Origin of the sequence: Streptomyces sp. NPDC002602 (assembly GCF_042889445.1) — a bacterium.
Taxonomy (GTDB): domain Bacteria; phylum Actinomycetota; class Actinomycetes; order Streptomycetales; family Streptomycetaceae; genus Streptomyces.
Map to the genome: position 1 here is coordinate 216,118 of NZ_JBIAQX010000004.1, position 23,914 is coordinate 240,031.

Here is a 23,914-nt window from a genome sequence, read left to right on the forward strand (position 1 = left end):
CCCGCTCCCGGCCGGTCGGGCTCGGCGTCGCCGCGGCCCAGACCGTGGATCTTGATCGGGCGCACTCTTCCCCCCGGGATTCCCCCGGTCAAGCCTGATGTCCGACCCGCCCCGATCTGTCCGCTGAGGAGGGGCCGTTGGTCCCGGCCCGGGGTCTCGGGACGCGGGCCGGGCCGTGGGCGTCTCGTCTCTCCGTCGTCCGTACCGCGGACCCCTCCGCGACCGGATCGGGCGTTCCGGGTCGCTTCCCCATGACGAACCGATTCGGCAATGGGAAGGTCCGCCCGGCGGAGCGGTTCGGCCACCGCCACCCCGTCACCCGGACGTGTGAGCTGCTGGAACCCGGCCCTCCCCGGGTACGGCATGGTGGACGCATGCAGTTACGCCGGGCCGCCCTGCCCCTCTCCGTTCTCGCGCTCCTCGCGACCGCCGGCTGTGTCTCCGTCGGCCCGGAGTCCCCTCCCACGGGCCCGGGGCGGGGCTCCGTACCGCCCGCCGACGCCCCGGACGCCACGGCCGACCGGGACGCGTCCGACACCCCTGCGGCTCCGCCGCTCTCCCCCGCCCTGCCCCTGGGTCCGCTGCCGGGCCGTACCGACGAACCCGCCCGGGATGCGGACACCGCCCCGGACGCGAACCCGGGCCATGGGCCGGCCCGCGAGGCCCGCCCAACCGCGGCGCCGCCCGCCACGCCCCGGCACGCGGGGCCGCCCAAGGCCGCCTCCCCGCACGTCCCGCGCCGGTCCGCGCCCCGGGCTCCGCGCGGCGACGAACTGTGCGCGGCCGCGGAGGGCACCGTACCGCCGTCCATCGTGGACCTCTGCGTACGCCAGTACGGCGGCTGACCGGCCCGTTTCCCCCTTTCCGCGCCCGACCGCGGCGGCCCCACCCGGCCGTGCTTGACTCTCCCCCCGTGTCAGGGCCTGCACTGGGAGACATCATGTTCACCATCGGAGACTTCGCCAAACACGGCCGGGTGTCGGTCCGCATGTTGCGTCACTACGACGCGCTCGGACTGTTGCGCCCCGCCCGTGTCGACCCCACGACCGGCTACCGCTTCTACGAGGCAGAGCAACTCGCCCGCCTCAACCGTGTCATCGCGCTCAAGGATCTCGGCTTCAGCCTGGAACAGGTCGGGGCGATCCTGAACAAGCGGTTGGGCGCGGACGAGCTGCGCGGCATGCTGCGGTTGCGGCAGGCCGAACTGGAGAGCGCCATGGCCGCCGCGGCGGCCCGGCTGCACCAGGTCGAGACGAGGCTCCGGACCATCGAGAGCGAGGGAACCATGCCCACCGACGAGATCGTCGTGAAGAGTCTTCCGCCCGTCCGGCTCGCCGAACTGACCGGCGTCGCGGCGAGCTACGCCCCGCAGGACATCGGTCCGGTCATCGGTCCCTTGTACGACGACCTGTGCCACCGGATCGGGACGGCCGGGGTGGTCCCGACGGGCCCCGGTCTCGCCTACTACGAGGCCGCTCCGGGCGGCGAGCCCGGATCGGTCCTGGTGCACGCGGGGCTCCCCGTCTCGGCCGCCGTGCGCGCCGAGGATCTCGGGGGCGCCGTACGGATCGTCGAACTGCCCGGTGTGGAACGCGCGGCGACCGTCGTGCACCGGGGCGCCATGGACGACGTGTTGCCGGCCGCCCAGGCGTTGGCGCGCTGGATCGACGCGCACGGCCACCGCTCGGCCGGGTACGCGCGCGAGTTGAACCTGGACTGCCCCGAGGACCGCGAGCAGTGGGTCACGGAACTCCAGGAGCCACTGACCGACTGACCTCTGATCGGCCGATCCCTGGCCGGCCGATCCCTGGCCGACCGGCCTCCGGCGGCATACGCTCCGCTGGTGCAGCGCGTACTCGTCGTCGGCATCAGCGGAGCCGGCAAGTCCACCCTGGCCAGGGCATTGGGCCGGCGCCTCGGGCTGCCCTACCACGAGGTGGACGCGCTCCATTTCGGCGGACCGGGGTGGGCGGTCAGCGAGACGTACGCGGCCGACATCGAGCGGATCGCCGCGACCGGGCTGTGGGTGCTCGACTCCTCCGGTCCGGCGGCGGTCCGGGACCTGCTCTGGGCGCGCGCCGACACGGTGGTCTGGCTCGACCACCGGCGGTCCGTGGTCATGCGGAGGGTGCTGACCCGGTCGCTGCGCCGAAGCCTGACGCGGGAGCGGCTGTTCAACGGCAACCGGGAGGCCTGGCGGGAATGGTTGCGGTCCGACCATCCCGTGTGGTGGGCCTGGTCCCGGTACGCCGACCGGCGGGCCGAGATCGGCGGCCGGGCCGCCGACCCCCGCTTCGCCCCGCTGCGCGTGGTCCGACTGCGCACGCCCGCGGACGCCGACGCGTGGCTCCGGACGCGACGGGCCGGCTAGTGCTGTGACCGGAAAGGTTCACCGTGTCACGGCGCCCGGCACGGCACCTCGCCGCGTTGTCGGACCGCTCAGGTACGTCCAGTACACGAGGCGGTCCTCCGCCTTGCGATGCACCGCACCGGACACCGCGACCCGGCAAACCCTCCCGGCCACAGCACTAGGCAGTGTCTTCAAAGGGTTCTGATGGGGGGTCATGGAGGCAACTACCGCGAGTGCCTCACCCCGGTGCGGGCCTTCTGCCTTGACCTGGCCCATTGGGCCGTCGAGGAGCCCTCTCGCTGGGCCCGGTGGGCCACGCCACGCCCGGTGGGCAGCGAGGAGATCAACCGGAAGAACGACAAGCGTGAGGTACTCACCGAACTCTCCCACCACAGTCTGATCCAATACCGGCTGCCGACCACCGGCGAGCTCATCCCGCTGCTGCAGATCATCCCGTCGAAGACGGACATTGAGAGGCTGTTGGTCGTCAGTCCCGAGCTCGCCGACGTGCTCTCCACGGTGATCTGCCGCATCCGTGACTCGAACGGGAAAGTCCCTCGGGTTCCCGCCTACGACCACTACGAACGCACCTGGCTGCCGCCCTCGCCCTTGCTGTTCCAGCGGCACCGAGGCGGGGAGAACCGAGCGATCAGCTCCGGCGCCATCCGGAAGTTGCTGACAACCGCGCTCGCGCACACCGGTTTGACCGACTCGGTCACCGGCGGCCCTCTGCACTTCACTCCGCACGATTTCCGCAGGCTGTTCATCACCGACGCCGTCCTGAGCGGCTTGCCTCCGCACATTGCCCAGGTCGTCGCCGGGCACCAGGACATCAATGTCGCTCTCGGCTACAAGGCGGTCTATCCGGACGAAGCCGTCCAGGCCCACCCGGCCTTCCTCGCCCGGGTCGGGAGGCCCGGGCGGCCCGGCGCCCGCAGACGAGCCATGCGACCCAGCGACGAGTACCACCACCCCACCGACGAGGAGTGGACCGAGTCCCTCGGCCACTTCGAACGCCGCAAGGTCTCCACCGGAACCTGCGGACGCTCGTTCGGCACTCCGTGCATCCACGAACACGCCTGCGTGCGCTGCCCGATGCTCTGGCCCGACCCTGCCCAGCGCGACCGGCTGGTCGAGATCCGCGACAATCTCATCGCCCGAATCGCCGAGGCTGAGCGCGAGGGGTGGCTCGGCGAGGTCGAAGGCCTGCGTGTCAGCCTTGCGGGAGCCGAGGACAAGCTCGCCCAGGTCGACCGACGTCCCCACCAGGGAGCCGACGTCGACCTCGGCATACCCACCATCAGGAACGAGGACTTTTGAACGCCGACGCCGATCACGAAATCCCAAGCCGGGACCTCAGCACCTGGACGATCGAACGTCTTCAGATGTTCGCCGAGGATGCCCAAGGCCAGGAGCTGGAGGCGGTACGTGTCGTCGCGCAGAGCCATGCCTATCGCGCCGATGAACCCCACGAAGCCCGCAAGCAGTGGGCCAAGCTGTCGCTGCATGCCAACCAGCGTTTGCACGGCGATGGTCTGTGGGATCGAGCACGAGGGGCTCAACGGAACTTCATGCTACGGATGTGGATGATCGACCAGCTCGGCCCTGACGGCGAGGATCATGACTGGAGCCCCGCGACGCTGGCGGCCGACACCGTTGCCGCACTTGCCCTCACACCTGCTGAGGCCCGTGCTCTCGCCGATCACTGGCGCAACCTCGCGGTCGAGCAGATCGGCGAACTGCGACGGCACAAGAACCTCACGGCCCACCTGGACAGGCTCGTCATCCACCTGCAACCCAGCCCAGTACGGGATCAGCTCCTCGCCTGGACAGAGACTCGCCCACACCTGCCCTGACAGAAACCGCGAATTCACACCGCCCTCGAAGCCGATCTCAAAGTCCAGAGAATACGGCACGACCATTCGTACATGCCTGCAGGCGGACCCCGAAACCACGGTGAAGATCGCCAAAGCCGATCTGATGGCTACGGGCCAAACCTGCGAGAGCAATACAAAAAATTCTGAGAGCTCGAGGCGGCCTGCCGGATATTCTGCGACGAGGTCAATTCCCGAACGCACAAGGCGACGTGGCGCAAGCCCGTCGAGCGGCTCGCGGAGGAACGCCAAGACCCTGTTCCAGCAGGGCCTCACCACCGACGCGATCAACGCCCGGCTCCGGCTCGACCGCCAAACCGTACGGCGCAACGCTTGGAAACGCAGGGGTGACGATGCGATAATTGATCATCGATGCCCCTCCCCCCGCAGGCCCTATGCGTTGCCTATGCTTGGTTCATCACTCGTGAGTTCAGAACTCTAGATGTAGCTATGCATCTAGTTTGTCTAGCTCGATGGTGGAATCCGGTACCATCTCCCCCTCCGCAAATGCGAAGGGGGAGAAGGAAGCCTAGAAGGTAGCGTTCAGGATTTCCCGTTACGCTGAGGCTGAGGCTGGGACGGACCGTCAATGTAGCGGCCGACTCCCAGGTTAGTGGCCAGCCCAAGCGCAGCAGGGGCAAGTTCCTCCAGCCACTCGGGCACCTGATACCCCTCATCTTTAAGCGAGGCGATGATCTTCTTGCTCCCCCAGTTGACAGCCAAGGCGCTGACGCCCGTGACAATCTTAGCCGCAACTTCGATGTTCATGCCGCATCCCCCTGGAATTGAGAGCTCAATGCGAGCAGTACTTGCCAAAGGATGCACTCACATGTCGCCCGCTGTAAAGATTCCTGCGCGAAGAAACGATAAGGCAAATTCTTGGTCCCGGCCCGTGCCGTGCGGGCCACGGTAAGAGAATGACTGGAGTGGTCTGTGGAGGATGATGCAATGCTTGAGGTCAAGAGCGGTTCAGGGGCATTGCGTAGTCGAGGTTGGTCCGGTTGGCCGGGTTCATGCGTGACGTGACGTCATGCCCGTTGTGCGGTCGGGGAACCCGGACAGCAGAGCAGGCACGATGCTGATGATCATGTGGTTGTCGAGACCGATGAGAACCGAGCGAGACCGGGCCCGCCGGATACAGGATGAGGTCGGACCGACCTGCCTCGTAGGCGTGAGGAGGCGACGGGGAGCGCCAGTTCCCTACAAAGCCACCGGGAGACGCTACGCAAGTGCTCGCCTTTCTCTCGACGACCGGGAGCCGGCTTTGTACGCGTCGAAGAGCAGCGTTTTGACAGCAGTTCGGGCGTCACCCTGACCGTCGGGCGCCGATCCGTCGTTCATGACGTCCGACGGCACCGCCCGGCGCCGGGACGTAGCGCCGACGGTCAGGGCATCCTCGGGAACCGGGTCGCTGGGGACCAAAGCGCCGGCTACGGAGCCCGGTGGCCGGTGGCGCGGCTCCGACGCCGTCTCGCGGCCCACAGCGGTGTACTGCCTCCGGATCTCGCGAACATCCACCTCCGGCCTCGGCGGGTGCCTCGCGAGGCCATGACGAACGGGCCCAGGCGCTCCAGTTCACCGGCACCGGCCGGGACCAGGGCGGCATCGGGTCAGTCCGCGCCGGTCGACTACTGGCCGACCTCCGCGCCTTTGACGCCCGCCGCGTCCAGGGCCTTGGCGCCGACCAGCGCCTGCGACTCCTCGCGCTCCTCTCTCGCCAGAGCTGATCAGAAGGATCAGGAGGCGGCCCACTGCCAGTACCCGTGATCGCCTCGACCCGGCTCTTCAGGGGGCTATGGGTACGGGTACGTACCCGTACCCATGGCGGAGGGTAGGTGGGGGGGGATCACGGCAAGTCAGTGCCGAAGTACGCGAAACGCCTCTTGATAGAAGACCGCGAGGGGGCCGGCATTGGGGGCCATCCGCCTTTCGCCGATCTTGTCGATCACTACCGCCGTTGCCCCTCCGGCGGAGACATAGGCTGCCACGTCCTGGAGCTCGGGATCGTAAGTGGCCGCTGCTCCGATTGCGGCGGAAGCCAGTCCGATCACTTGCGTGGTGGTGAGGTTGAGGAGCTCGCCGATGGGGCTGTAGCGCAGTGCGTCCTTGACGTAATGCGGAAACTTCTTGAAGGTTTTCGGATCGTTCTCGAGGAGCGCCGGAAGCCACTCACCGTGAAGGTTTGGCCAGAGATGCTTTTCTGCTGCGTCGCGAAGCTTCAGCAGGCGATCGAGGTTGTTCTTCCAATCGGAGAAGAGTGGGGCGTCGACGCCCTGGTAGACAGCTTTCTCGGTAGCGACGTTGCGAAGGTAGGGCTGGAATCCGTTTGCCCCTTCGAAGTCGCCTTCCCCGGCCTGCAGGTCTCGGATGAAGGGCGTCTCCACCCTTTCCTTGGCCTGTTCCTGCCTGGCAAGCGCTCCAGGATCCCAGTCTCGTGGATGCCGCAGCAGCCGAAGCCCGTTGGGCTGTGCGTTGTCGATCGGGGCGCTGATCAGGGAGAGAAGCCTTTGGATTTGCTCGTGGCGCCCTTCGGGGGTCGGGTGCTGCGGGGCTCCCTGTGGTGCCAGCCAGTGGCGTAGTCCGCCCATGGATCCGGCGACGATGCTGTGATGTGCGGCTGCCACTGGCTGCAGCAAGGTGTGGTTGACTTGCTCGAGCGCCGGGTCGTTCCCTTCGTCGATCCAACGCCGTACCTGACAGGAATCGTCCGCCTTAAGGGATGCGTGGATCCTACCCAGGCAATCTCTGGGGTCGTCATTCAGGGTTTGCCAGTCCACGGTCTCCAGGATCCCGCCGCAGCGGCCACGACCGTCAGCGAGTTGCTGAAAGATCCTGCTGGTCGCCCAGCCGACCTCCTCTGCGGCGAACTTCTCGCTCTCCAGGGACTCTTTGGTGCAGTAGACCTTCTCGAACATCCACAGAGGAGCGGCACCATTCCAGAGGAGAGCACCAGGTAAGGCACTGTTTCGTGGCTTGTACGGATCATCTGCGAGCAGGCGGTTGTACTCCCAGCCGGGGATGTAGATTCCGTTGACTGCCATGTGACCCTCCCGGTTGCCCACACCTGCGGTCGCTGATGGGAGCGTACTGGCAGACATACGAGCGCGTCCTGGAAAATACAGACGCGGAATCAGTGCAGCAAGGAGGCGGGAGCAAGATCAGCATGAATGCGGCGAGTCAGTCGGTGGTCGGCTTTGCCCGGCTGGGCTGGGTGAAAGGAGTGCTCGAGGCCTCAACTCCCAGCTCTGTTCACGGCTCTGATTACCGATGAGGCGGGAACGTACGCACCCGTTCCACAGCCGGCCGGCCGACCACGCCGGCCAGTACCTGCCCGATCCGGCCGACAGCGTGTGGACCGACACGAACACGATCCTCCACGATCGCCATCGCACCCCGTAGCGGGACCGGCATCGTCGCCGGCAGTGACCTGAACAGGTCGGTGGTGGCACGGGGCCACGTCACCCGCCCTTCAGGTGGGTGACGCGGCCCGGCGACAATGGTCCTGGTCTTCCTGATCCGAGGCGCATCCGCCAGTGCTGTGACCGGAAAGGTTTGCCGGGTCACAGCACCAGCGCGTCTCGGTGGCGGCCGGTCAGGCCCGGTCAGCTTCGGTCGGGCAGCCGTCGCCCGCAGGCCTGCGCGCAGCGCCGGGCCGTGTGGGCCGTGTCGTGGCGGGCGGACCGCAGTCGGGTCATCGCGTCGTGCCGGCGGCGGCTCCACTCGGCGCGGGGCAGACCCGCGCGCCGGCCGCCGCCCGCGATCAGGGCGTTGACCGGGGTGTAGGGGTCTGCTGCCATCGCCTTGGCGAGCAGTACGCCGACCACGAGCGGTACGAGCGCCACGGCCAGCGCCGAACCGGCGGTGGTCACGTGCCGCATGCGCGGGTGGTGCGCGCTCTGCGCGGCCTCTGAAGTCATGTCGCCATTCGACCAGCGGGAGCGCGCCGGGGAATCGGGGCGGATACTCAGGCCGTTGGGCGCGAGGTACTCAGACGGGATGGTGTGCGGTGACGGAAGGACCGGGCGGGCTGGGCTTCGAGCCCGCGACCGGCGACGAGACCCGGGCGGAGTCGGCGGCCGGCGAGCTCGGGGAGTCGCCCCGCGCCGCCCGGGACGCCGCGTTGCGCACGGCGTACGAGGGAATGCTGCAGATCCGCCGGTTGGTGAACGGTTCGGGCGACGCGTCGGTTCCCGCCCCTTGGGAGGTGCGCCGCATGCCGCGGGCGGTGGCTCTGGCCCTGGAGGCGGCGGGCATCGCGGCGTCGGCGGTGGACGAGCGGGGGCGTCGGATCCGCACGGGCTACCGGGTGGCGGCCGGCGCCGAGGCCGGGCGGGTGGAGGTGACCTGGCCGGGCCCGGCCGGCGGCGGGGCGGCGGAGGAGGAGCAGGAGCGGCTGGCGGCGTGCGCGGCGGTGCTGGAGGCGCTCGGGTGGGTGTGCCTGCTGTACCGGGGGCCTCGCCGGCGCCGCTTCCTGGAGGTGGAGCCGCCGCGCCGGACCTGACGGAGCGGTTCGGTCGCGGTCGGAACGGGCCGGGTCGGGTCGGGTCGGGTCGGGTCGGGTCGAAGCGGGCCCGGTCGGAACGGGCACGGCAGGAACGGGCCCGGCCGGACGGGAGTGCGCGCCGGCGCGGGTTCACCCGTACATGTTCGCCAGCGCGGCGGCCGTCTCGGCGAGGGCACGGCGCAGTTCGGGCGGGCCGAGGACCTCGACCTCGGTCCCGAGGCCCAGCAGGTCGCCGGCCGCGACGGAGGTGGTCTCGACGGTCAGGTCCACCCGGATCCAGCCGTCCGCGTCGGCTTCCTCCCCCGCCGCCTCGGCGGCGGCGAGGGCCCGCGTCCCCGCCGCCCCGAACCGCATGGTCAACAGGGACCGGCCGCGCGGCGAGACGCGCAGCCGGGCGATCCGCGGGTTCAGCGCCGCCTGGAGGCGGCCGGAGGACTCGGCCCAGTGGGCGGCGAGCACGAAGTCGTCGGGCCGCTCGAAGGTGTCGGCGAGGACGTCCACGGCGAGGAACCGGCCCACGCGGTAGGTCCGCAGGGCTTCACCGGACCGTGCGACGAGGTACCAGATGCCGCCCTTGAGGACGAGGCCGAGCGGATGCAGTTCCCGCCGGACCGGGCCGGCCGGTCGGCGGTAGTGGGCGTGCAGGACGTTCTGGTCCCACACGGCCCGGGCGATGCGCCCGAGGTGCGGGACGGGGTCCGCGTCGCGGAACCAGGCCGGGGCGTCGAGGTGGAATCGGGCCCGGATCCGCTCGGCGCGGGCGGCGAGTTCGACGGGCAGCGCGGCCCGCAGCTTGAGCTGCGCGGCGGCCAGGTCGGCGCCGAGGCCCAGTTCCTCGGCGGGTCCCGGGGCGCCGGCGAGGAAGAGCGAGCCGGCCTGGGCATCGGTGAGCCCGGTCAACCGGGTGCGGTAGCCGTCCATCAGCCGGTATCCGCCCGCCGGCCCCCGGTCGGCGTGCACGGGCACTCCGGAGGCGCCGAGGGCCTCGACGTCCCGGTAGACGGTGCGGACCGAGACCTCCAGTTCCGCGGCGAGTTCGGGCGCGGTCATCCGACCGCGGTTCTGGAGCAGGAGCAGCAGTGACAGCAGGCGATCGGCGCGCATGGCCCCATTGTCTCGGCATACCTGACAGAGGGTGTCAGGTATGCCGTCGATGCTGCTCACATGTCGGGCGGAGGCCCCGCCCGACCACAGAGAGCAGGGAGCACCCGCATGCCCACGTCCACGACCGGCACCTTCACCTTCACCGACTGGAAGGAACTCCCGATCGGCGCGGCCGACGCGACGCCGCGCCTGGCCCACGCCACCGTCACCAACGCCTTCTCGGGTGGGGTCGAGGCCGCCGCGACGACCTGCGACTACACGGTGGCGTACATGTCGGCGACGACGGGGGGCTTCGCCGGCATGGAGCTGGTGGAGGGCAGGGTGGACGGGCGCGCGGGCACGTTCGTACTGGAGGAGCGCGGCACCTTCGATGCCGACGGCACCACGCGCTGCTCGTTCTCGGTGGTCCCGGGCAGTGCCACGGGAGAGTTGGCGGGCCTCTCGGGTTCGGGTTCCTTCACCGCCCGCCACGGCGAGCCCTCCGTCGCGTACGCGTTCACGTACGACCTGGGCTAGGCCGTCTCGGCTCGGGGCCGCCACGCGAAGGGGCGCGGACCGATCGGTCCGCGCCCCTCCTCGGGTCCGTTAGCGGATCACGGGGCGCCGAAGGTCAGCGTCAGGCGCGGTGTCCCTTCGCCCGCGGCGGCCTCCGAGGACCACAGCCACAACGCGTCCGTGCCCGCGCTCGTCAGGGCCAGGCCGTAGGAGCCGCCCAGGGCTCCCGCGACGCCGGTCGTGTCCAACGCGGTGCTGTGCACCGCCGAGCCGTCCGGGATGCCCGCGAAGCTGCCGAGCGCCGGGGTGCCGAGGGCGGGGCGGTTGGTGTACGTGGTCCCGGCCTCGGTCCACGCGCCGGTGATCGGGACCACCGAGACGGTGTCGGTGGTGCCGGCTCCGCTCATGGTGCTGGTCTTGATGCCGAGCGTGGCCGACTTGAGCACGGTGCCCGCGGGTGCGGCGGGCAGGTTGAAGCGCAGGTAGCTCGCGTAGAGGGCGGTGCCGCGCACGGCGAGGGAGCCGGAGGTGCCGTAGTTGGTGCCCGGGGCGCCCGCGTTGGCGTAGGTGTCCTCGGCTGCCGTGACCTCGACGACGGAATCGGCGGGCGCGGTGGCGAGGGTGTGGTGGTTCTGTACCTGCGCCGCGCTGAGCACGGTCGGGTAGACGGCGCTCTCGTCGAGTTGACCGGCCCAGAAGTCGCTCGTGGGGCGGTCCGGCCAACCGTTGAGGTTGTCCGCGCCGACGTGCCAGAAGCCGGTGTAGTTCTCGTGGGTGGTGACGTTGAGGGTTCCCCTCTGGACGCCGTCCACGTACAGGGTCATGCCGCCGGGGCCCTGGGTGGCGACGACGTGGTGCCACTGGTTGTCGTTGTAGCCGCCCGGGGTCGTGATGGTGCGGGTGGCCCCGGTGTAGACGCCGTAGACGAGCCGGCCGTCATTGGTCATGTAGATGTGCTTGTCGTACTGACTGCTGTTGCGGTCCTGGTTGTTCCCGAAGCCGAGGAGCTTGCCGCCGCGGGTGGTGTTCGTCTTGAACCAGGTTTCGATCGAGTAGCTGCCGCCGATGCTCTGCCGCTTGTCGCCGTACACCTGTTGGTTGGTTCCGTTGAATCCGATGGCCGTGCTCGCGCCGGTGACCGCGCCGGGCGTCTGGCGCAGGGCGGGGCCGTTCAGGTGATTGCCGCTCTGGTTCCCTCCGTCGGAGGAGTCCGCGACGAACGGCGCGGCCGATTCGTCGTAGCGCCAGTACTGCTGGGCGCCGTCGGTGCGGACCGCGTTCGGGTACGCGTCGACGGACGTCGGCACCGTCACGGTCGAGGTCCCCGACAGGGCGCTGGTGTTGCCCGCGGCGTCGGTCGCCGTCACCCGGTAGGTGTACGTCTGGCCGGGCGAGACCGTGGTGTCCGTCCAGGAGGCCTGCGGGCGCCGGAAGAACAGCGAGTCCGCGGTGACGGTGCCGATCGGACCGGCCGCGCCGTTCCGGTAGATCTTGTAGGTCAGGGCGCTGTCGTCGAGGTCGAGGCTGGTGCGCCAGCGCACCTGGACCTCGCCCGGCTTGAAACTGACGGCGCTCGCGACGGGGACGGTGGGCGCCCCGGTGTCCCCGGTGGAGGAGAACCGTGTCAGGCTCTGCTGCGCGGCCCCGTTGACGGTGGTGAACTCACCGCCGACCCACAGGTACGGGGAACCGCCCTTCGAGCCGATCGTCATCACCCGTGGGCCGATGCCCTCGCCGATGCCGTCGTTGGTGTCGGGGGCCCAGCCCAGCTTGCCCACGCTCGCCGTCGGTTGGGCGAGGAGGTGGTGCCGCTGGCCGTCGGGGAACTCCCCGACGCTGGAGCAGTCGTGCGCGTGGGAGGCGCTGTACAGGACGCTCTGGTAGGGCAGCACGGCCTGCGTGGCGCCGAGGCAGGTGTCGCGCCACCGCTGGTTCAGATTGCTCAGGTCGAGGGCGATGCGACCGTCGAAGACGCCGCCGCCCGTGCCCTCGTTGGCGGTGTAGAAGCCGGTGGCGTCGGTGGCGATGTCCTTGACGACCGAGTTGTTCTCGATGAAGCCCGGGTAGGACTTGGTGAGCGCGCCGCTCGTGGCGTCGACGACCGCGAGGGCGTGGCTGTTCGTGCCGTTGACGGTGAAGAAGTCCCCGCCGAGGAGCACGTTCTCCCCGTCGGGGGTCACCTCGACGGCGCGGCCCGGATCGTCCGCGTTCGCGGTGAAGGGGCGCAGTGCGCCGTCGGCCGCGGCCACGGCGGCGAACCGTTGGCGCGGCTGTCCCGCGACGGTGAGGAAGTCGCCGCCGGCGTAGACGGTGTCGCCGGTGACGGCGAGGGCGCGCACGGTGGCGGCGAAGGCCGGACGGAAGGAGGTCTTGACCGTGCAGGTGGCCACGTCGATGGCGGCGACGCTGGAGACCGGTGTGCCGTTGACGGCTCCGAAGTAGCCGCCCGCGTAGAGGGTCTTCTTGTCCGGGGAGAGGGTGAGCGCGCGGACGGTCGCGGTGCCGCCGCCGACGGTGAAGTCCAGCTCACAGGAGGTCGGGGCGCCGGTCGCGGCGTCGAGCGCCACGAAGTTCACCGCCGACTGCTCGCTGCCGCCGCCGCCCGAGGGGGGACGTACGGTCGAGAAGGTGCCGCCGACGAAGACCTGACCGCCGGTCTCGGCGAGGGCCCAGACGACGCCGTTGGGCTGCCAGGTCGACAGCGCGTCGGCGGTGAAGGCCACGGGTGGGGTGACGGCCGCGGCCTGTGGGACGAGGCCGAGGCCGATGGCCGTGCCGGTGCCGGCCAGGGACAAGGCGAGAGCGATCGCCGTCCCGCTGGATCTACGCATGAACCCCCCAGTTCGGTGTGCGGTGTGGCCGAAAACAGCCTTTGAGTCGTCCTCGGCCGGGCGTATGGGCGCACCCTAGGGCGATTCACCGGGCCGGTCATCACACTTGACTTATTTGATGCCACATTGGCCCGAGGAGCCCTCGGACGGCGGCCGGCCGGATTCCGCGCCCCGGAGGAATCCGGTGTGCGGGTCGGCGGCCCGCCGTGCGACCGTCCCCGCAGGTCACAGGTGTGCCTTCGGCGAGCTCACTGCGCTCTCCCCATCTCGAACGGGGGCACGCCCGGCTCGGAGCCGAGACCGTGGAGCACCATGGGCGCATGAACAGACGTACGGGCAAACGCCTCTCCCGGCTGCTGGTCGAGGCCGCCGGGTACGGCTCGACGGCTCGGGTGGAGGCGCTGATCGACGCGGGGGCAGATCCCGACGGCAGGGACACGGACGGCACCACCGCCCTGTACGTCGCCTCGGTCCAAGGGAACCCGGACAGCGTCCGGGCGCTGCTCGACGCCGGCGCCGACCCGAACGCGCACAGCGGTGGCCCCACGGACGGCACGCCCCTGTGCGCGGCGGCGTGCTGGGGACATGTGGAGACGGTGCGCGCACTGCTCGCCGGCGGCGCCGATCCGGGACTGCGCGAGGACGACGGAGCGGGGCTCTCCCCACTGGAGTGGGCGGTGCGCGAGGAGCACGAGGACGTCACCCGTCTGCTGCGGGAGGCGCTGCCGACGGCGGTCGACGGCACGTGATCGACACGGGCGGCCCGTCGCCGGAGCGCCGTGACGGATCGGCGGCCGACGCGGCCGGGCCCCGGCCGCGTCGGACCTATCCGGCCAGGGGGCGGCAGAGCAGGGCCGCAGGGCCCTGGCGGGCGGCGGCGCGGGTGGTGAAGGCGATGCCCGCCGCGTACTCGGTCGACAGGCACTGGCCCTTGAGGTGACCGAGGGCGTAGTCGCCACCCGGGTCGCCCGGAGGCCGGGCGTCGCCCCGGTCGAACCAGAGCGTACGGCCGGCCCCGGCCGGGAGGGCCGTACGGGCGGGGGCGCACAGGCCGGCCGAGACCCGGGATCCGCGCAGCGCGTACCCGATGAGGAACTGCCCGTTCGGGCACTGGAGCTTCGTGTACCCGGAAGCCCAGTCACCGCCGGGCGGGACGTACCGTTCGTCCCGGACGACGGTGTGGCCGCCCGTCGCGGCCCGCAGGTCGGACGTGGCGCACAGGCCCCGGCCCCCGGTGTGGCTCAGGCCGGCGATCCGGGAACCGTCGGGGCACACGCCCTTGCGCGCCCCGACGTCCCAGTCACCGGCGGCCCGGGTGAGCAGCGAGGCGTTGTGGTCCCTGTGGTCGGTGGTGAGTTGGTACCAGGCGGGGGTGGCGGGAACCGGTCCCGTGCGCCCCGGGGCGCCGAGGAGTGCGGACCAGGGGCCGGTGCGCCAGTCGCCCGCGTCGAGCACTCCGCCGCGTCGGCCCGTGTGGTCGTAGCGGAGCACCGCCCAACTGTCACCGCCCGGGGCGCCTTGGGCCGTGGTGCTCCAGCCGACCAACGGCCAGTACGCGAAGTCCGCGTCGGTGGCGGTCAGGTGGGAGGTGAGGTTCTCGAACCAGGCGCGCGGTGCGGCGCCGCTCTCGTCGGCGCCGATGCCGAACTCGCTGATCCAGACGGGGGCGGTGAAGTGCTTCCCCGTTTCGGCGGAGACGAAGAACGCCTGGTCGTACAGGGTCCGTTCCAGCTCGGCGCGGGTCATGTCCTGGTAGCGGGGGTCGTGGGTCTCCCCCATTCCGGTGGCGCCGCTGTGGTGTGGGCCGGTGTATCCGTAGAAGTGGGCGGAGTAGACCAGCTTCCCGGACACGGCGAGGGTGTGCGAGAGGGTACGGGCGGGGGTCAGGGTCGGACGGCCGTGCGGGAGGCCGTCGAGGGGGATGCCGGTCCAGTTGATGCCCTCGATGACGATGAGCAGGTCCGGGTTGGCCTCGGTGAGGATGCGGTCGGCGGCCTCCTGGGCGGCTGCGTGCCAGTCGTGGCCGTCCCCCAGGCCCCAGTTGGGGTCGTCGAGGACGTCGCGGCGCACCTCGTTGTAGAGGTCGGCGCCGACCACGCGCGGGTTGTCGCGGTAGCGGCGGGCGATGAACACCCAGTCGTCGGCCCACCGGGCGGTGGAGCGGCCGCTGTTCCAGCGTTCGTTGCCGTCGAGACCACAGCACCAACGCGTCGAGCCGGTGTGGTTGTTGAGGATGACGGCGAAGCCGGCGTCGGTGAGCGCGGCCACCACGGCGTCGTACACCTGGAGCGGGGTGCGGCCGCGCAGGGCCGGATTGGCGGCGACGGCGGTGTCCGGGACGGGGGCGGTCTCGTGGAGCATCTCGTTGGAGAAGGGGAGCCGGATGCTGTTGAGGCCGAGGGCCCGGAAGTCGGCGGTGAGGGTGGTCAGGGGCACCCGGTCGAGCCCGAGCGGGATGCCGTGGGAGTCCTGGCCGCTGTGGTGGGTGGCGGGATCGTCGCGATCCCCGGAGCCGGTCCAGGAGCCCTGGGCTCCGTCCCAGTTCCCGGAGCGCAGGCGGAAGCGGTTGCCTTCGGCGTCGACGATGTACCGGCCGCGCGTGGAGAGCGGCGCGGTCCACGTGCCAGCCTCCGCCGCCGCGCCGGCCGCCGGTGCGGGTCGGGTGGCGTGCGCCGGTGCGGGTCGGGTGGCGTGCGCCGGCGGGGCGGCGACCGCGAGCAGGAGCAAGCCGGGGACCAGGTGACGAGCCACCCGTAAAAGGCTGTTCATGTCGCTCCCGCCGGATCGGCCGCCCGGGACCGGGCGGTTGACGCGGTCAAGTTACCCGTGGGTCGCGACGGGGGGAAGTCGTTCGGCGGGAGCGGCCGCGCCGTGCCGGTCCGCCGCGCCGGCGGGTGGGTGCGCAGGCGCCCGGAGGGCGGGCGGGAGGCAGTACGCTCGGTCGCCGGTTCGTTTCGTTCGGTCATGTCCGGTTCCTGTCAACCGACGGCACCCGGCGCCACTCGTTTACGCACCCACACCCCCGCGAAACCGCCCCGCGTCGGGCCCGGCGCCTCTACCGTGCCCTCAGGGGTTGGGCACGACACCGAAGGGTGGGGCGCGGATGGACGACGAAGAAGACATGCGACTGGCGAGGATGACCCCGGAGATCTCCCGCCGCACCCTCGCGATGCTGCGCGGGCTCGCCGGGCTGGAGCCACCGGAACAGGTGCCGGAGGACGCCATGCTCGTCGCGGACGCGATCCTCGCCGAGCACGGCACGGACGGCTTACGGGTGCTGGTGATGACCCTCGCCGCCTGGGCGACGGCGCAGATCGAGAACGTCGCGGAGCTGAGCGAGCGCAGCCACGAGGCGGTGCTGGACGCGATGGAGCTGGCCTGCCTGGAAGCCAATGCCGAGGAGTGAGTCGCGGCCGGGCACGGCGATCGGCACGGCGACGAGAGCCGCCGGAATGGTTTCTTCCGCCACGGATCGGCCGAGGCTGTGAACAGCGCGCCGATCCCGGCGGCGCACGACGAGAGGAGATCGCGGTCACCCTCGGTGATCGTCCTGCGACGGATCGCCCGCCGGGCCCCGGCCGGGCTCACCGGGCCCCGATCCGCCGCGCGTGACGGTCACACCCTGGATCGGCGGAAGTCGGCGACACTGGGGGGAGCAGGAGCCTAGTGGGGGGTCGTGATCGGAGGCCGTCGTGAGCACACCTTCCCCCATCCGGATCGCCGCCGTCCTGTCCACCGAGCACCGTGGGCGGCTGATGTCGCACGCCCGCGAGGTCAATTTCCCCGAGAACGCGCGGATCTTCGACGAGGGCACCCGGGCGGACTCCTTCTGGATCGTGCGCTCCGGCACGGTGACGCTGGAGATCCCCGTACCCGGCCGCAGGCCCACACCCGTCCAGAGCCTCGGTCCCGGTGAGTTGGTCGGTTGGTCCTGGCTGTTCCCCCCGTACACATGGCAGCTCAGCGCCGAGGCGATGACCCCGGTAAGGGCGTACGAGTTCGACGGGACGACCATCCGCATGCTGATGGACGCCGATCCCGCGTTCGGGTCCTCGGTCGGGCACTGGGTCGGGCGGGTCCTCGCCATCCGGTTGCAACAGACCCGCACCCGGCTCATCGACCTGTACGCCCCGCGCACGGGCGCCACGCGCTGAGGTGACGGGACCGGGCGGCCGGGGGCGGGTGATACACCTGGCCGACCTCGTGTTCGAGGACGGTCACCCGGTCGTGCACGGCAACCGGGTGCGGTGACGGGCGGCCCGAACCCCTCGCACGGGCGTCAGCCCGTGTCGGCGCCGGCGCTCGACGGCGGGGCAGGGGCGGGTCCGAGGGTGGCGCCGGCCTTCCTTCAGGCCTCGTTCCGCGTGTTTCAGGGTTGTTTCAGGGGTGTCTTCGGCCGATTCGGCGGTTCGCTCCCCCACAGGTCAACACCTCGACATCGCTGCGGACTGCACTCATGCGATCACGATCAGTGACGTGAAACAGCGGTACGAACGGGCGTTCATGTTCGACATGGGCAAGACTCACGTCCGCTATCCGAAGCAACCACCCGAGGAGTGTTCGAAATGCGGTCCATCACCAGGAATCTGGGACTGGCCACCGGCGCCATGGCGCTCACCGCCCTCACCGCGCTGGTCGGCTCAGGAGCCGCCGACGCCGCACCCGCCGGCACGCAGAGCATGTACGCGCCCTCCGCGCTCGTGGTCAGCGTGACGGCCGGCGCGGACGCCGACCGGGGTACGGTGCTGCGCGCGGTGACGCTGGTGTGCGCGCCGCGGCCGAGCGGTACGCACCCGGACCCGGTCGCCGCCTGCGCCGAGTTACGCGCGAACGGGCGGGCGCTGGACGCACTCGCCAAACCCCGCGCGGACGCCGCGTGCACCAGGGAGTGGAACCCGATGACGGTCACCGCCGACGGGGTCTGGGAGGGGCGCCGGCTCAGTTACACGTACACGTTCGGCAATCCGTGCGGTCTGCGCAACAGCACGGGCGTCCTGTTCGGCATCTGAGCCCCGGTGCCCGGTCCGGGCGGCGTCGTGCGACCGCCGCCCGGGCTCACAGGGGGCTCCGGCCGTCCATGTTGAAGGCGTGTCCGGGACGGAACAGCCGCTTCGCGAAGAAGTGGCCGTGCTCGGCGGCCGTCCTGAACCACGGTTCGGCCTCGGGGAGTCCGTCCCGGAGGCTCTGCGGACCCGCGCGGACCAGGCGAACTCCCCTTCGCCGTCAGCCGAGTTCGAGACTCGCGACACCGTACAGTCCCGGCAGGTCGACCGTGGGCGCCGACCCCGTGTACATCCGGGCGGCCTCGAAGGTCGGGACCAGTCCCAGTGCGGCCACCAGGGCGGTGGCCGTCGGGTTCGCGTCGGGCACGTCCACGGCGATCTCCCCGCCGGGGGCGTGCTCGGCGAGCCGCCGCAGCAGGGCGGCGGCCACTTCGGGCGTGGCCGCGTAGAGGGGTCCCACGCGGGAGGCCCCGCTGCACGGCCGGACCACGCCGAGCCCCTCGATCCGACCGTCCCGGACGGCGGCGAGGGCCGTGCGGCCCGGCAGCCCCGTCCACGCGGACAGGAAGGCGTCGCGCGGTTCGGGGAAGAACCTCCGGTCGTAGGCGGCGAGTCGGGAGAAGGGAAGGGTGGCGGCGTCCACGACGCGCACCCCGCCGTCGTCCCCGGCCCGCGGCGCGCCCTCGTGGCGGACGTTGTTCCAGGCCGGACGGAAGCCGGACCTGCGGTAGTTGTCCTGCTGCTCGACGACTCCGTCCAACCCGACGAGGCGGCCGTCGAGTCGGCTCATCGCGGCGTTCCACAGCCGGATGCCGTAGCCCCGGCCGCGTAGGTGTGGGCGGGCGATGTAGAAGCCGATGAAGCCGAAGCCCGTGCCGTAGCGCACGGCGGAGACGCAGGCCACCGGTTCGCCGTCGAGCCGGCCGACGAGGAAGCCGTCGGGATCGGCGACCGCGAAGGCGAAGCGGTCGGTGTCACCCGGATTCCAGCCCTCCTCGTCGGCCCAGGCGCGGATCATTTCCATGTCGGCGGCGCTCGCGCCGCCGATCTCGAATCCCGTCATGCCCGGTGTTGTACCAGACGCGCGTACGGGGGTCAGCCCGCGCAGATCACGTCGTCGACCCGGATCGGCTGGGAGTCGAGTCGTACGTACGCGGTGAAGGTGTCGGTGTGCTCGGAGCCCCAGCCGGTGGTGACGGTCGCCCAGCCGACCCCGGCGGAAGCGGCGACCGTGACCGGTCCGACACCGATGTTGCGGGGCTGCCCCTGCGCGCAGAGCAGCACGTCGCTCTCGGGGTTGTCCCGCTGCTTGTCCTTCAGCACCTGCGAGACGCGATGCTCCCGGCCGTACCGGGAGGGGCCGTGCTTGCCGTAGAAGACGGTGAGGAAGCGGCTGATCTCGGCGGCCGAGTGCCGGTGCGGACCGGCGACGGCGGGGCCGGGGGCCGGGGCCGACGCGGGGACGGGGGCGGGGGCGGCGAGGGCCGGGGCCGGCAGCGCGAGCAGGGAGAGCAGGAGGGCGCCGGCGAGGCGGGGGGTGAGCGTCATGTCCGGCTTTGTAGCCGCCCGTCCGTACCCATGCGGAGGGACGCGGCCGGGCCTCACCCCAGTGGGGGCCGGATTCGGCCGAGAACCGCCCCTTTCGGCCGCAGGCGGGCCGACGCCCCGGTCGGGTGTGGAGGGTGGCCGGGCGGAATCCGGTCGCGTCGGGCGGTGGGCCGTACGTAGGGTCGCGGCATGGGGAAATCACTCGTCGCCGTGTTCAGCGGGGCAGGAATGTCCACCGATTCCGGGATTCCGGACTACCGGGGACCGCAGGGTCTGTGGCGGCGGGAGCCCGACGCGGAGAAGCTCGTGACCTACTCGTCCTACATGACCGATCCGGAGATCCGACGTCGCTCCTGGCTGATGCGCGCCGAGATCGGGGCGCTCGACGCGCGCCCCAACGCCGCGCACCTGGCCGTGGCGGCCTTGGAGCGCGGTGGTACGCCGGTGCGGGTCGTCACCCAGAACGTGGACGGACTGCACCAGCTCGCCGGGATGCCGGAGCGCAAGGTGTTCGAGCTGCACGGAACGGCACGGTCGGTGGTGTGCACCGGGTGCCGGGCCCGTTCCTCCATGGAGGAGGCGCTGGCCCGGGTCGCCGCGGGAGACCCGGATCCCGCCTGTCCGCTCTGCGGCGGGATCCTGAAGTCGGCCACGGTGATGTTCGGCCAGCGGCTGGACCCCGAGGTGTTGGGGCAGGCGATGGCCGTGGCGAAGGGGTGCGACGTGTTCATCGCGGTCGGCTCGACGCTTCAGGTGCAGCCCGCCGCCTCGCTGGCCGGGATGGCCGCGGAGGCGGGGGCCCGCCTGATCATCGTGAACGCGCAGGAGACGCCGTACGACTCGCTCGCCGACGAGGTGATCCGCGAACCGATCGGGACCGCCCTGCCGGCGCTCCTGGCGCGGATCGCCACGTAGTCCGCTTGCTCCCGCTACCCGGCGTCGGCCGCCCGCCGCATCTCCGCGACGTCGAGCTTCTTCATCCCGAGCATGGCGGCGACGGCCCGGGCGGCGCGGCCCGGGTCCGGGTCGCTGATCAGGTCGATGGCCTCGGTGGGGGTGACCTGCCAGGACACGCCGAACTTGTCCTTGACCCACCCGCAGGCCGACTCCTGTCCGCCGTCCCTGGTCAGGGCCTCGTAGTAGTAGTCCGCCTCCGCCTCGTCGGCGCAGGGGATCTGGAAGGAGATGGCCTCGGTGAAGGGGAACTGGGGGCCGCCGTTGAGGCCGATGAACCGCTGGCCGTTGATTTCGAACTCGACCACCATCACCTCGCCGGCCGGCCCGGGGCCGGCCTCGGTGTAGCGGCCGATCCGACCGATCCGGCCGTCCTTGAAGACGGACAGGTAGAAGTCGGCGGCCTCTTCGGCCCGGCCGTCGAACCACAGGCACGTGGTGAACGGGTTGCTGGTCATGACTGCCTCCAGAGTCGTGCGGTGAGGGACACGGTCCCGCACATACAGACCGACCTCGCGCCCGAAACTCATCGGTGGGCGCAGGACGGGTTCGCATCGCTCCGGATCTCACCCCTGCGGACCAGGCGCCGCCGGGGCGGACAGCAGCACATGGCGCCGTCCGCCGCCGCGCCGTCGCGGTCTGCCCGAGGACCGTCAGATCTCCAGATCGGCTTCGATCTTCTTCAGTTGGTGCCGAGCCATGGCGAGGTTCGCCCGCCCCCTGTCGAGCGCGAGATAGAGGAAGAATCCGCTGGACCCCCTCGCCTTCATGAGTCGGATCAGGTGGTACTGCCCGCCGAGGGTGATGAGGATGTCCTCGATCTCGTCCTGGAGTCCGAGCATCTCCATCGTGCGCACCTTGGCGCGCACCACGTCGGTGTTGCCCGCCGCGGCGACGGCCAGGTCGAGGTCCTTGCCCCCGCCGATGGTGCCGAGCGCCATGCCGCTGCCGTAGTCGACCAGCGCCGCTCCGATCGCGCCGTCGATGACGGTGGTGGCTTCCTTGAGGGCGGTTTCCACAGTGGCCATGAGAGGTTCCTCTTTCTTCGGTGACTGTCCGGGGTTCTGCTGTTCGTGTCAGTGGTCGGTGGGGGTGTGCGGCTCAGGTCGACGGAGCCTGGGTGGGCATCGGCGGCGCCACCGGGCCTCGTCGACCGAGGCTGTGCTCGATGAGCTCGGTGATGCGCAGGCTGGAGCGGCGGGCCTCCAGGTGGAGCCGGCCGACGTTGACGCGCGGTTCGGCGATCAGCGTGAGGACGGCCGCCTCGCCCGCCGCGTAGGTGGCGATGTAGCCGGACTCGCCGCGCACCAGCAGTTCACGGAAGCCGCCCTGGCCGGTGCTGTCGCTCAGTCGCCGGGCGACACCGAGTGCGGCCGCGGTCAGGGCCGCGACGGACTCGGCCTCGGTGGCGGCGCTGTCGTGGGCGAGCACAAGACCGTCCACGCTCGCCGCGAGGGCACCGGTGAGTTGGGGGAGGCGGGCCCTCAGCCGCCGGAGTTCGGCGAGTATCTCGGCCTCGGCCTCGGCGTTCACCATCGCCGTGCTCATGTCGGCCTTCCTCCTTTCGGGCTGTCTCCGCTCGGAGCGGTCGGTGCGCAGAACCGGTCGCAGCGGGAGCCTCACAGGCTTGCCTCCAGTGCGTCGCGTAACCGGCGGAGCAGGGCCACGTCCGGGGATTGGGCCTGGGTCATCCAGTCGGGCAGGGGTGTCTCGGCCATGGGTATCGGGGCCGGTGCGTGCGGGGTCTCCACGAGGCCGGCCGCCGCGAGTCTGCGAACGTCGAGCAGGGTGTGGAAGGCCGGTCGGCCGAGCACCCACGCGAGGTCGGCGGGGGTCCGTCTGCCGTCCGCCTGGTGGAGCAGGAGGCGTTGCCTGGCGGTGATCGTCTGTCCGGGCGCGGCCTGACGGGGTATCACGGGTGCGGTGTCCAGCAGCGGGTAGGGCCAGACGGCGTCCAGCAGTTCTCGGCGGCGGCGGGTCTCCCGCTCGACGGCGGCCGCGGGTACCGAGCGCACGGAACCGATCCAGTGGGTGGCGCCGCGGCGGAACCGGGACGGGCCGCTGCCCGGCGACAGTGCGAAGAACGCGGCGTCGAAGATCGCGGCGAGGTGGCATATCTCCAGCTCGCCGCCCGCCAGGCCGCCGCTGTCCACGAGGTAGCGGGCGACCTGGCGGCGGGCTCCGGCCTGGTTCACGGCGTCGTTCCAGCGCTCGGGGGCGAGGCCGCCACCGGTGGTGAGCAGTACGTCGAGTCCGGGGGTGGAGGGGCTCTCGGCGTGCACGACGCGGCCGTCCTCCAGGAACAGGGTGCCCCGGTCGCGGAGCAGGGCGCCGGTCGCGCGTTCGGCGGCGAGGCGGGTCAACAGGGGAGACACTTCCACAGGGTTGGCGGGCAGGGTCGGGGCGTTCATCTGAGCACCAGCCCTTCGGCCAGTGCGCGGAGTCTGTGTCGGGCGAGGGCGAGGTTGCCGTCGGCGCGGTCGAGCCAGAGGTGCAGGAACACGCTGCTGTCGAAGCTCGTCTCGACGAAGCGCAGCACGTGGTAGCCGCTGCGGGTGGTGACGATCAGGTCCTCGACCGGCGGGCCGGCGAGGTCTGACTGGCCGGCTCCCCCGGTCTCGGGGGCGAAGGATTCGTACTCGGCTGCCGCCCGGGCCAGTTCGGCGGTCTCGGCGGCGGTGGTCTCGTGGTCTCCGACCGGCGAATCCCCTGCGGTGCCGAGGGCCAGTCCACTGCTCCAGTCCACGAGGGAGGCCCCCCGTGCACCAGGCAGGGCCATGGCTTCGAGCAGACATTCGTCGATCCCGGGCACGCGGGCTCCCCTCCCGGCCAGACGTGCTGGGTGCACGGTCGTACGGCGCGACAGGAGGGAACTTACTCAAGTTCCACACGGCGAAAGGGGGTTCTGGCATTTTCCGCTGGAACATGCGCGATAGCTCGTGACAGCCTGGCCGGAACGCGTCGCATTTTGATCAAGAAGCGAACAGGAGAGCGTCAATACCTCGCACGACGCCATCCTCGCACCGCCCCCACGCCCCGGTCAGTCCGTCGGCCGAGCCGGGAGCAGACGCTTCACCATCGCCTCCGGGAGGTCGTCGACCGGGTACGGGTCCAACGGACTCGGAACCGTCAGGTCGTCCACGATCAGGCCCGGCATCGCGAAGTACAGCACTCCCGATTCCGGCGCATGGTCGGATTCCCGGGGCGGGTACGGGAACTGGCGGACACGGCGGGCTCCGGGCCCTCCCCAC

The 23,914-nt window shown here is 71.0% G+C and carries 26 protein-coding genes and 1 pseudogene; 13 read left to right on the top strand and 14 right to left on the bottom strand.

Annotated features, from left to right (window positions below; genetic code table 11):
* Positions 1 to 374: 374 nt before the first annotated feature.
* The 6 genes and pseudogenes from ACFYW3_RS14085 to ACFYW3_RS14110 all read left to right on the top strand — a co-directional run.
* The gene (locus ACFYW3_RS14085; protein ID WP_389386379.1) at positions 375 to 845 is read left to right on the top strand and encodes a hypothetical protein; all 471 of its coding nucleotides are present in this window, start codon (positions 375 to 377) and stop codon (positions 843 to 845) included.
* Positions 846 to 940: 95 nt separating this feature from the next.
* Positions 941 to 1,774, top strand: a complete 834-nt coding sequence (locus ACFYW3_RS14090; protein ID WP_351754603.1) for a MerR family transcriptional regulator — start codon at positions 941 to 943, stop codon at positions 1,772 to 1,774.
* Between the two features lie 69 nt (positions 1,775 to 1,843).
* Complete coding sequence (locus ACFYW3_RS14095) at positions 1,844 to 2,371, top strand: AAA family ATPase (RefSeq protein ID WP_389386380.1); 528 nt, start codon at positions 1,844 to 1,846, stop codon at positions 2,369 to 2,371.
* A 183-nt stretch (positions 2,372 to 2,554) separates the two neighbouring features.
* Positions 2,555 to 3,670, top strand: coding sequence for a tyrosine-type recombinase/integrase (locus tag ACFYW3_RS14100; RefSeq protein WP_389386381.1), 1,116 nt, complete (start codon positions 2,555 to 2,557; stop codon positions 3,668 to 3,670).
* On the top strand, positions 3,667 to 4,206 hold the full coding sequence (locus ACFYW3_RS14105; RefSeq protein ID WP_389386382.1) for a hypothetical protein: 540 nt from the start codon (positions 3,667 to 3,669) through the stop codon (positions 4,204 to 4,206). The genes ACFYW3_RS14100 and ACFYW3_RS14105 overlap by 4 nt, the downstream gene beginning before the upstream one ends.
* Positions 4,207 to 4,240: 34 nt before the next feature.
* Positions 4,241 to 4,497 (top strand): annotated as a pseudogene (locus ACFYW3_RS14110) (IS21 family transposase); the annotation flags it as partial.
* A gap of 270 nt (positions 4,498 to 4,767) precedes the next feature.
* Here the strand turns inward: ACFYW3_RS14110 and ACFYW3_RS14115 are convergent.
* The 3 genes from ACFYW3_RS14115 to ACFYW3_RS14125 form a co-directional block, all read right to left on the bottom strand.
* Positions 4,768 to 4,992, bottom strand: coding sequence for a hypothetical protein (locus tag ACFYW3_RS14115; RefSeq protein WP_389386383.1), 225 nt, complete (start codon positions 4,990 to 4,992; stop codon positions 4,768 to 4,770).
* Positions 4,993 to 6,080: 1,088 nt separating this feature from the next.
* Complete coding sequence (locus ACFYW3_RS14120; RefSeq protein ID WP_389386384.1) at positions 6,081 to 7,265, bottom strand: hypothetical protein; 1,185 nt, start codon at positions 7,263 to 7,265, stop codon at positions 6,081 to 6,083.
* A gap of 561 nt (positions 7,266 to 7,826) precedes the next feature.
* On the bottom strand, positions 7,827 to 8,141 hold the full coding sequence (locus ACFYW3_RS14125; RefSeq protein ID WP_351754620.1) for a hypothetical protein: 315 nt from the start codon (positions 8,139 to 8,141) through the stop codon (positions 7,827 to 7,829).
* 89 nt (positions 8,142 to 8,230) lie between these two features.
* Between ACFYW3_RS14125 and ACFYW3_RS14130 the strand changes: the two genes are divergently transcribed.
* Positions 8,231 to 8,725, top strand: coding sequence for a hypothetical protein (locus ACFYW3_RS14130; protein WP_351754623.1), 495 nt, complete (start codon positions 8,231 to 8,233; stop codon positions 8,723 to 8,725).
* Positions 8,726 to 8,857: 132 nt separating this feature from the next.
* On the opposite strand, the gene ACFYW3_RS14135 is transcribed toward ACFYW3_RS14130, so the two are convergent.
* Positions 8,858 to 9,832 (bottom strand): helix-turn-helix transcriptional regulator, encoded by a 975-nt coding sequence (locus tag ACFYW3_RS14135; protein ID WP_389386385.1) that lies wholly within the window; start codon positions 9,830 to 9,832, stop codon positions 8,858 to 8,860.
* 108 nt (positions 9,833 to 9,940) lie between these two features.
* Here ACFYW3_RS14135 and ACFYW3_RS14140 point away from each other — a divergent pair, with 108 nt between their 5' ends.
* A complete protein-coding gene (locus ACFYW3_RS14140) occupies positions 9,941 to 10,348 on the top strand; it encodes a DUF3224 domain-containing protein (RefSeq protein WP_389386386.1) in 408 nt (135 codons plus the stop codon).
* A gap of 77 nt (positions 10,349 to 10,425) precedes the next feature.
* Here the strand turns inward: ACFYW3_RS14140 and ACFYW3_RS14145 are convergent, their stop codons facing one another.
* Entirely contained in the window at positions 10,426 to 13,158 is a 2,733-nt protein-coding gene (locus ACFYW3_RS14145; RefSeq protein ID WP_389386387.1) for a DNRLRE domain-containing protein, read from the bottom strand.
* 320 nt (positions 13,159 to 13,478) lie between these two features.
* Here ACFYW3_RS14145 and ACFYW3_RS14150 point away from each other — a divergent pair, with 320 nt between their 5' ends.
* A complete protein-coding gene (locus ACFYW3_RS14150) occupies positions 13,479 to 13,907 on the top strand; it encodes an ankyrin repeat domain-containing protein (protein WP_389386388.1) in 429 nt (142 codons plus the stop codon).
* 76 nt (positions 13,908 to 13,983) lie between these two features.
* Here the strand turns inward: ACFYW3_RS14150 and ACFYW3_RS14155 are convergent, their stop codons facing one another.
* The gene (locus tag ACFYW3_RS14155; protein WP_389386389.1) at positions 13,984 to 15,927 is read right to left on the bottom strand and encodes a cellulase family glycosylhydrolase; all 1,944 of its coding nucleotides are present in this window, start codon (positions 15,925 to 15,927) and stop codon (positions 13,984 to 13,986) included.
* 334 nt (positions 15,928 to 16,261) lie between these two features.
* On the opposite strand from ACFYW3_RS14155, the gene ACFYW3_RS14160 reads away from it, so the two are divergent.
* The 3 genes from ACFYW3_RS14160 (at position 16,262) to ACFYW3_RS14170 (ending at position 18,167) form a co-directional block, all read left to right on the top strand.
* Positions 16,262 to 16,564: a hypothetical protein gene (locus tag ACFYW3_RS14160; RefSeq protein WP_053682076.1), complete on the top strand. Its 303-nt coding sequence runs from the start codon at positions 16,262 to 16,264 to the stop codon at positions 16,562 to 16,564.
* Between the two features lie 286 nt (positions 16,565 to 16,850).
* Positions 16,851 to 17,312 (top strand): cyclic nucleotide-binding domain-containing protein, encoded by a 462-nt coding sequence (locus ACFYW3_RS14165; protein ID WP_351754639.1) that lies wholly within the window; start codon positions 16,851 to 16,853, stop codon positions 17,310 to 17,312.
* A 411-nt stretch (positions 17,313 to 17,723) separates the two neighbouring features.
* Positions 17,724 to 18,167 carry a subtilase-type protease inhibitor gene (locus ACFYW3_RS14170; RefSeq protein ID WP_351754642.1) on the top strand — a complete coding sequence of 148 codons (444 nt, stop codon included), beginning with the start codon at positions 17,724 to 17,726 and terminating at the stop codon, positions 18,165 to 18,167.
* Positions 18,168 to 18,381: 214 nt separating this feature from the next.
* On the opposite strand, the gene ACFYW3_RS14175 is transcribed toward ACFYW3_RS14170, so the two are convergent.
* Together ACFYW3_RS14175 and ACFYW3_RS14180 are read right to left on the bottom strand one after the other, a co-directional pair.
* Positions 18,382 to 19,224, bottom strand: a complete 843-nt coding sequence (locus ACFYW3_RS14175) for a GNAT family N-acetyltransferase (protein WP_389386390.1) — start codon at positions 19,222 to 19,224, stop codon at positions 18,382 to 18,384.
* A gap of 32 nt (positions 19,225 to 19,256) precedes the next feature.
* Positions 19,257 to 19,709, bottom strand: coding sequence for a hypothetical protein (locus ACFYW3_RS14180; RefSeq protein ID WP_351754648.1), 453 nt, complete (start codon positions 19,707 to 19,709; stop codon positions 19,257 to 19,259).
* A gap of 189 nt (positions 19,710 to 19,898) precedes the next feature.
* Here ACFYW3_RS14180 and ACFYW3_RS14185 point away from each other — a divergent pair, with 189 nt between their 5' ends.
* Complete coding sequence (locus ACFYW3_RS14185; protein WP_389386391.1) at positions 19,899 to 20,624, top strand: NAD-dependent deacetylase; 726 nt, start codon at positions 19,899 to 19,901, stop codon at positions 20,622 to 20,624.
* 14 nt (positions 20,625 to 20,638) lie between these two features.
* Here the strand turns inward: ACFYW3_RS14185 and ACFYW3_RS14190 are convergent, their stop codons facing one another.
* From ACFYW3_RS14190 to ACFYW3_RS14215, 6 genes are all read right to left on the bottom strand, one after another.
* Positions 20,639 to 21,121 carry a VOC family protein gene (locus tag ACFYW3_RS14190; RefSeq protein ID WP_351754653.1) on the bottom strand — a complete coding sequence of 161 codons (483 nt, stop codon included), beginning with the start codon at positions 21,119 to 21,121 and terminating at the stop codon, positions 20,639 to 20,641.
* Between the two features lie 195 nt (positions 21,122 to 21,316).
* On the bottom strand, positions 21,317 to 21,691 hold the full coding sequence (locus ACFYW3_RS14195; RefSeq protein WP_351373383.1) for a hypothetical protein: 375 nt from the start codon (positions 21,689 to 21,691) through the stop codon (positions 21,317 to 21,319).
* Positions 21,692 to 21,764: 73 nt separating this feature from the next.
* Complete coding sequence (locus ACFYW3_RS14200; protein ID WP_323181926.1) at positions 21,765 to 22,211, bottom strand: roadblock/LC7 domain-containing protein; 447 nt, start codon at positions 22,209 to 22,211, stop codon at positions 21,765 to 21,767.
* A gap of 71 nt (positions 22,212 to 22,282) precedes the next feature.
* Positions 22,283 to 23,074, bottom strand: a complete 792-nt coding sequence (locus ACFYW3_RS14205) for a transcriptional regulator (RefSeq protein ID WP_351373379.1) — start codon at positions 23,072 to 23,074, stop codon at positions 22,283 to 22,285.
* The gene (locus ACFYW3_RS14210) at positions 23,071 to 23,475 is read right to left on the bottom strand and encodes a hypothetical protein (RefSeq protein ID WP_053682064.1); all 405 of its coding nucleotides are present in this window, start codon (positions 23,473 to 23,475) and stop codon (positions 23,071 to 23,073) included. The genes ACFYW3_RS14205 and ACFYW3_RS14210 overlap by 4 nt, the downstream gene beginning before the upstream one ends.
* Before the next feature lie 228 nt (positions 23,476 to 23,703).
* A complete protein-coding gene (locus ACFYW3_RS14215; protein ID WP_351754656.1) occupies positions 23,704 to 23,835 on the bottom strand; it encodes a hypothetical protein in 132 nt (43 codons plus the stop codon).
* Positions 23,836 to 23,914 lie beyond the last annotated feature (79 nt).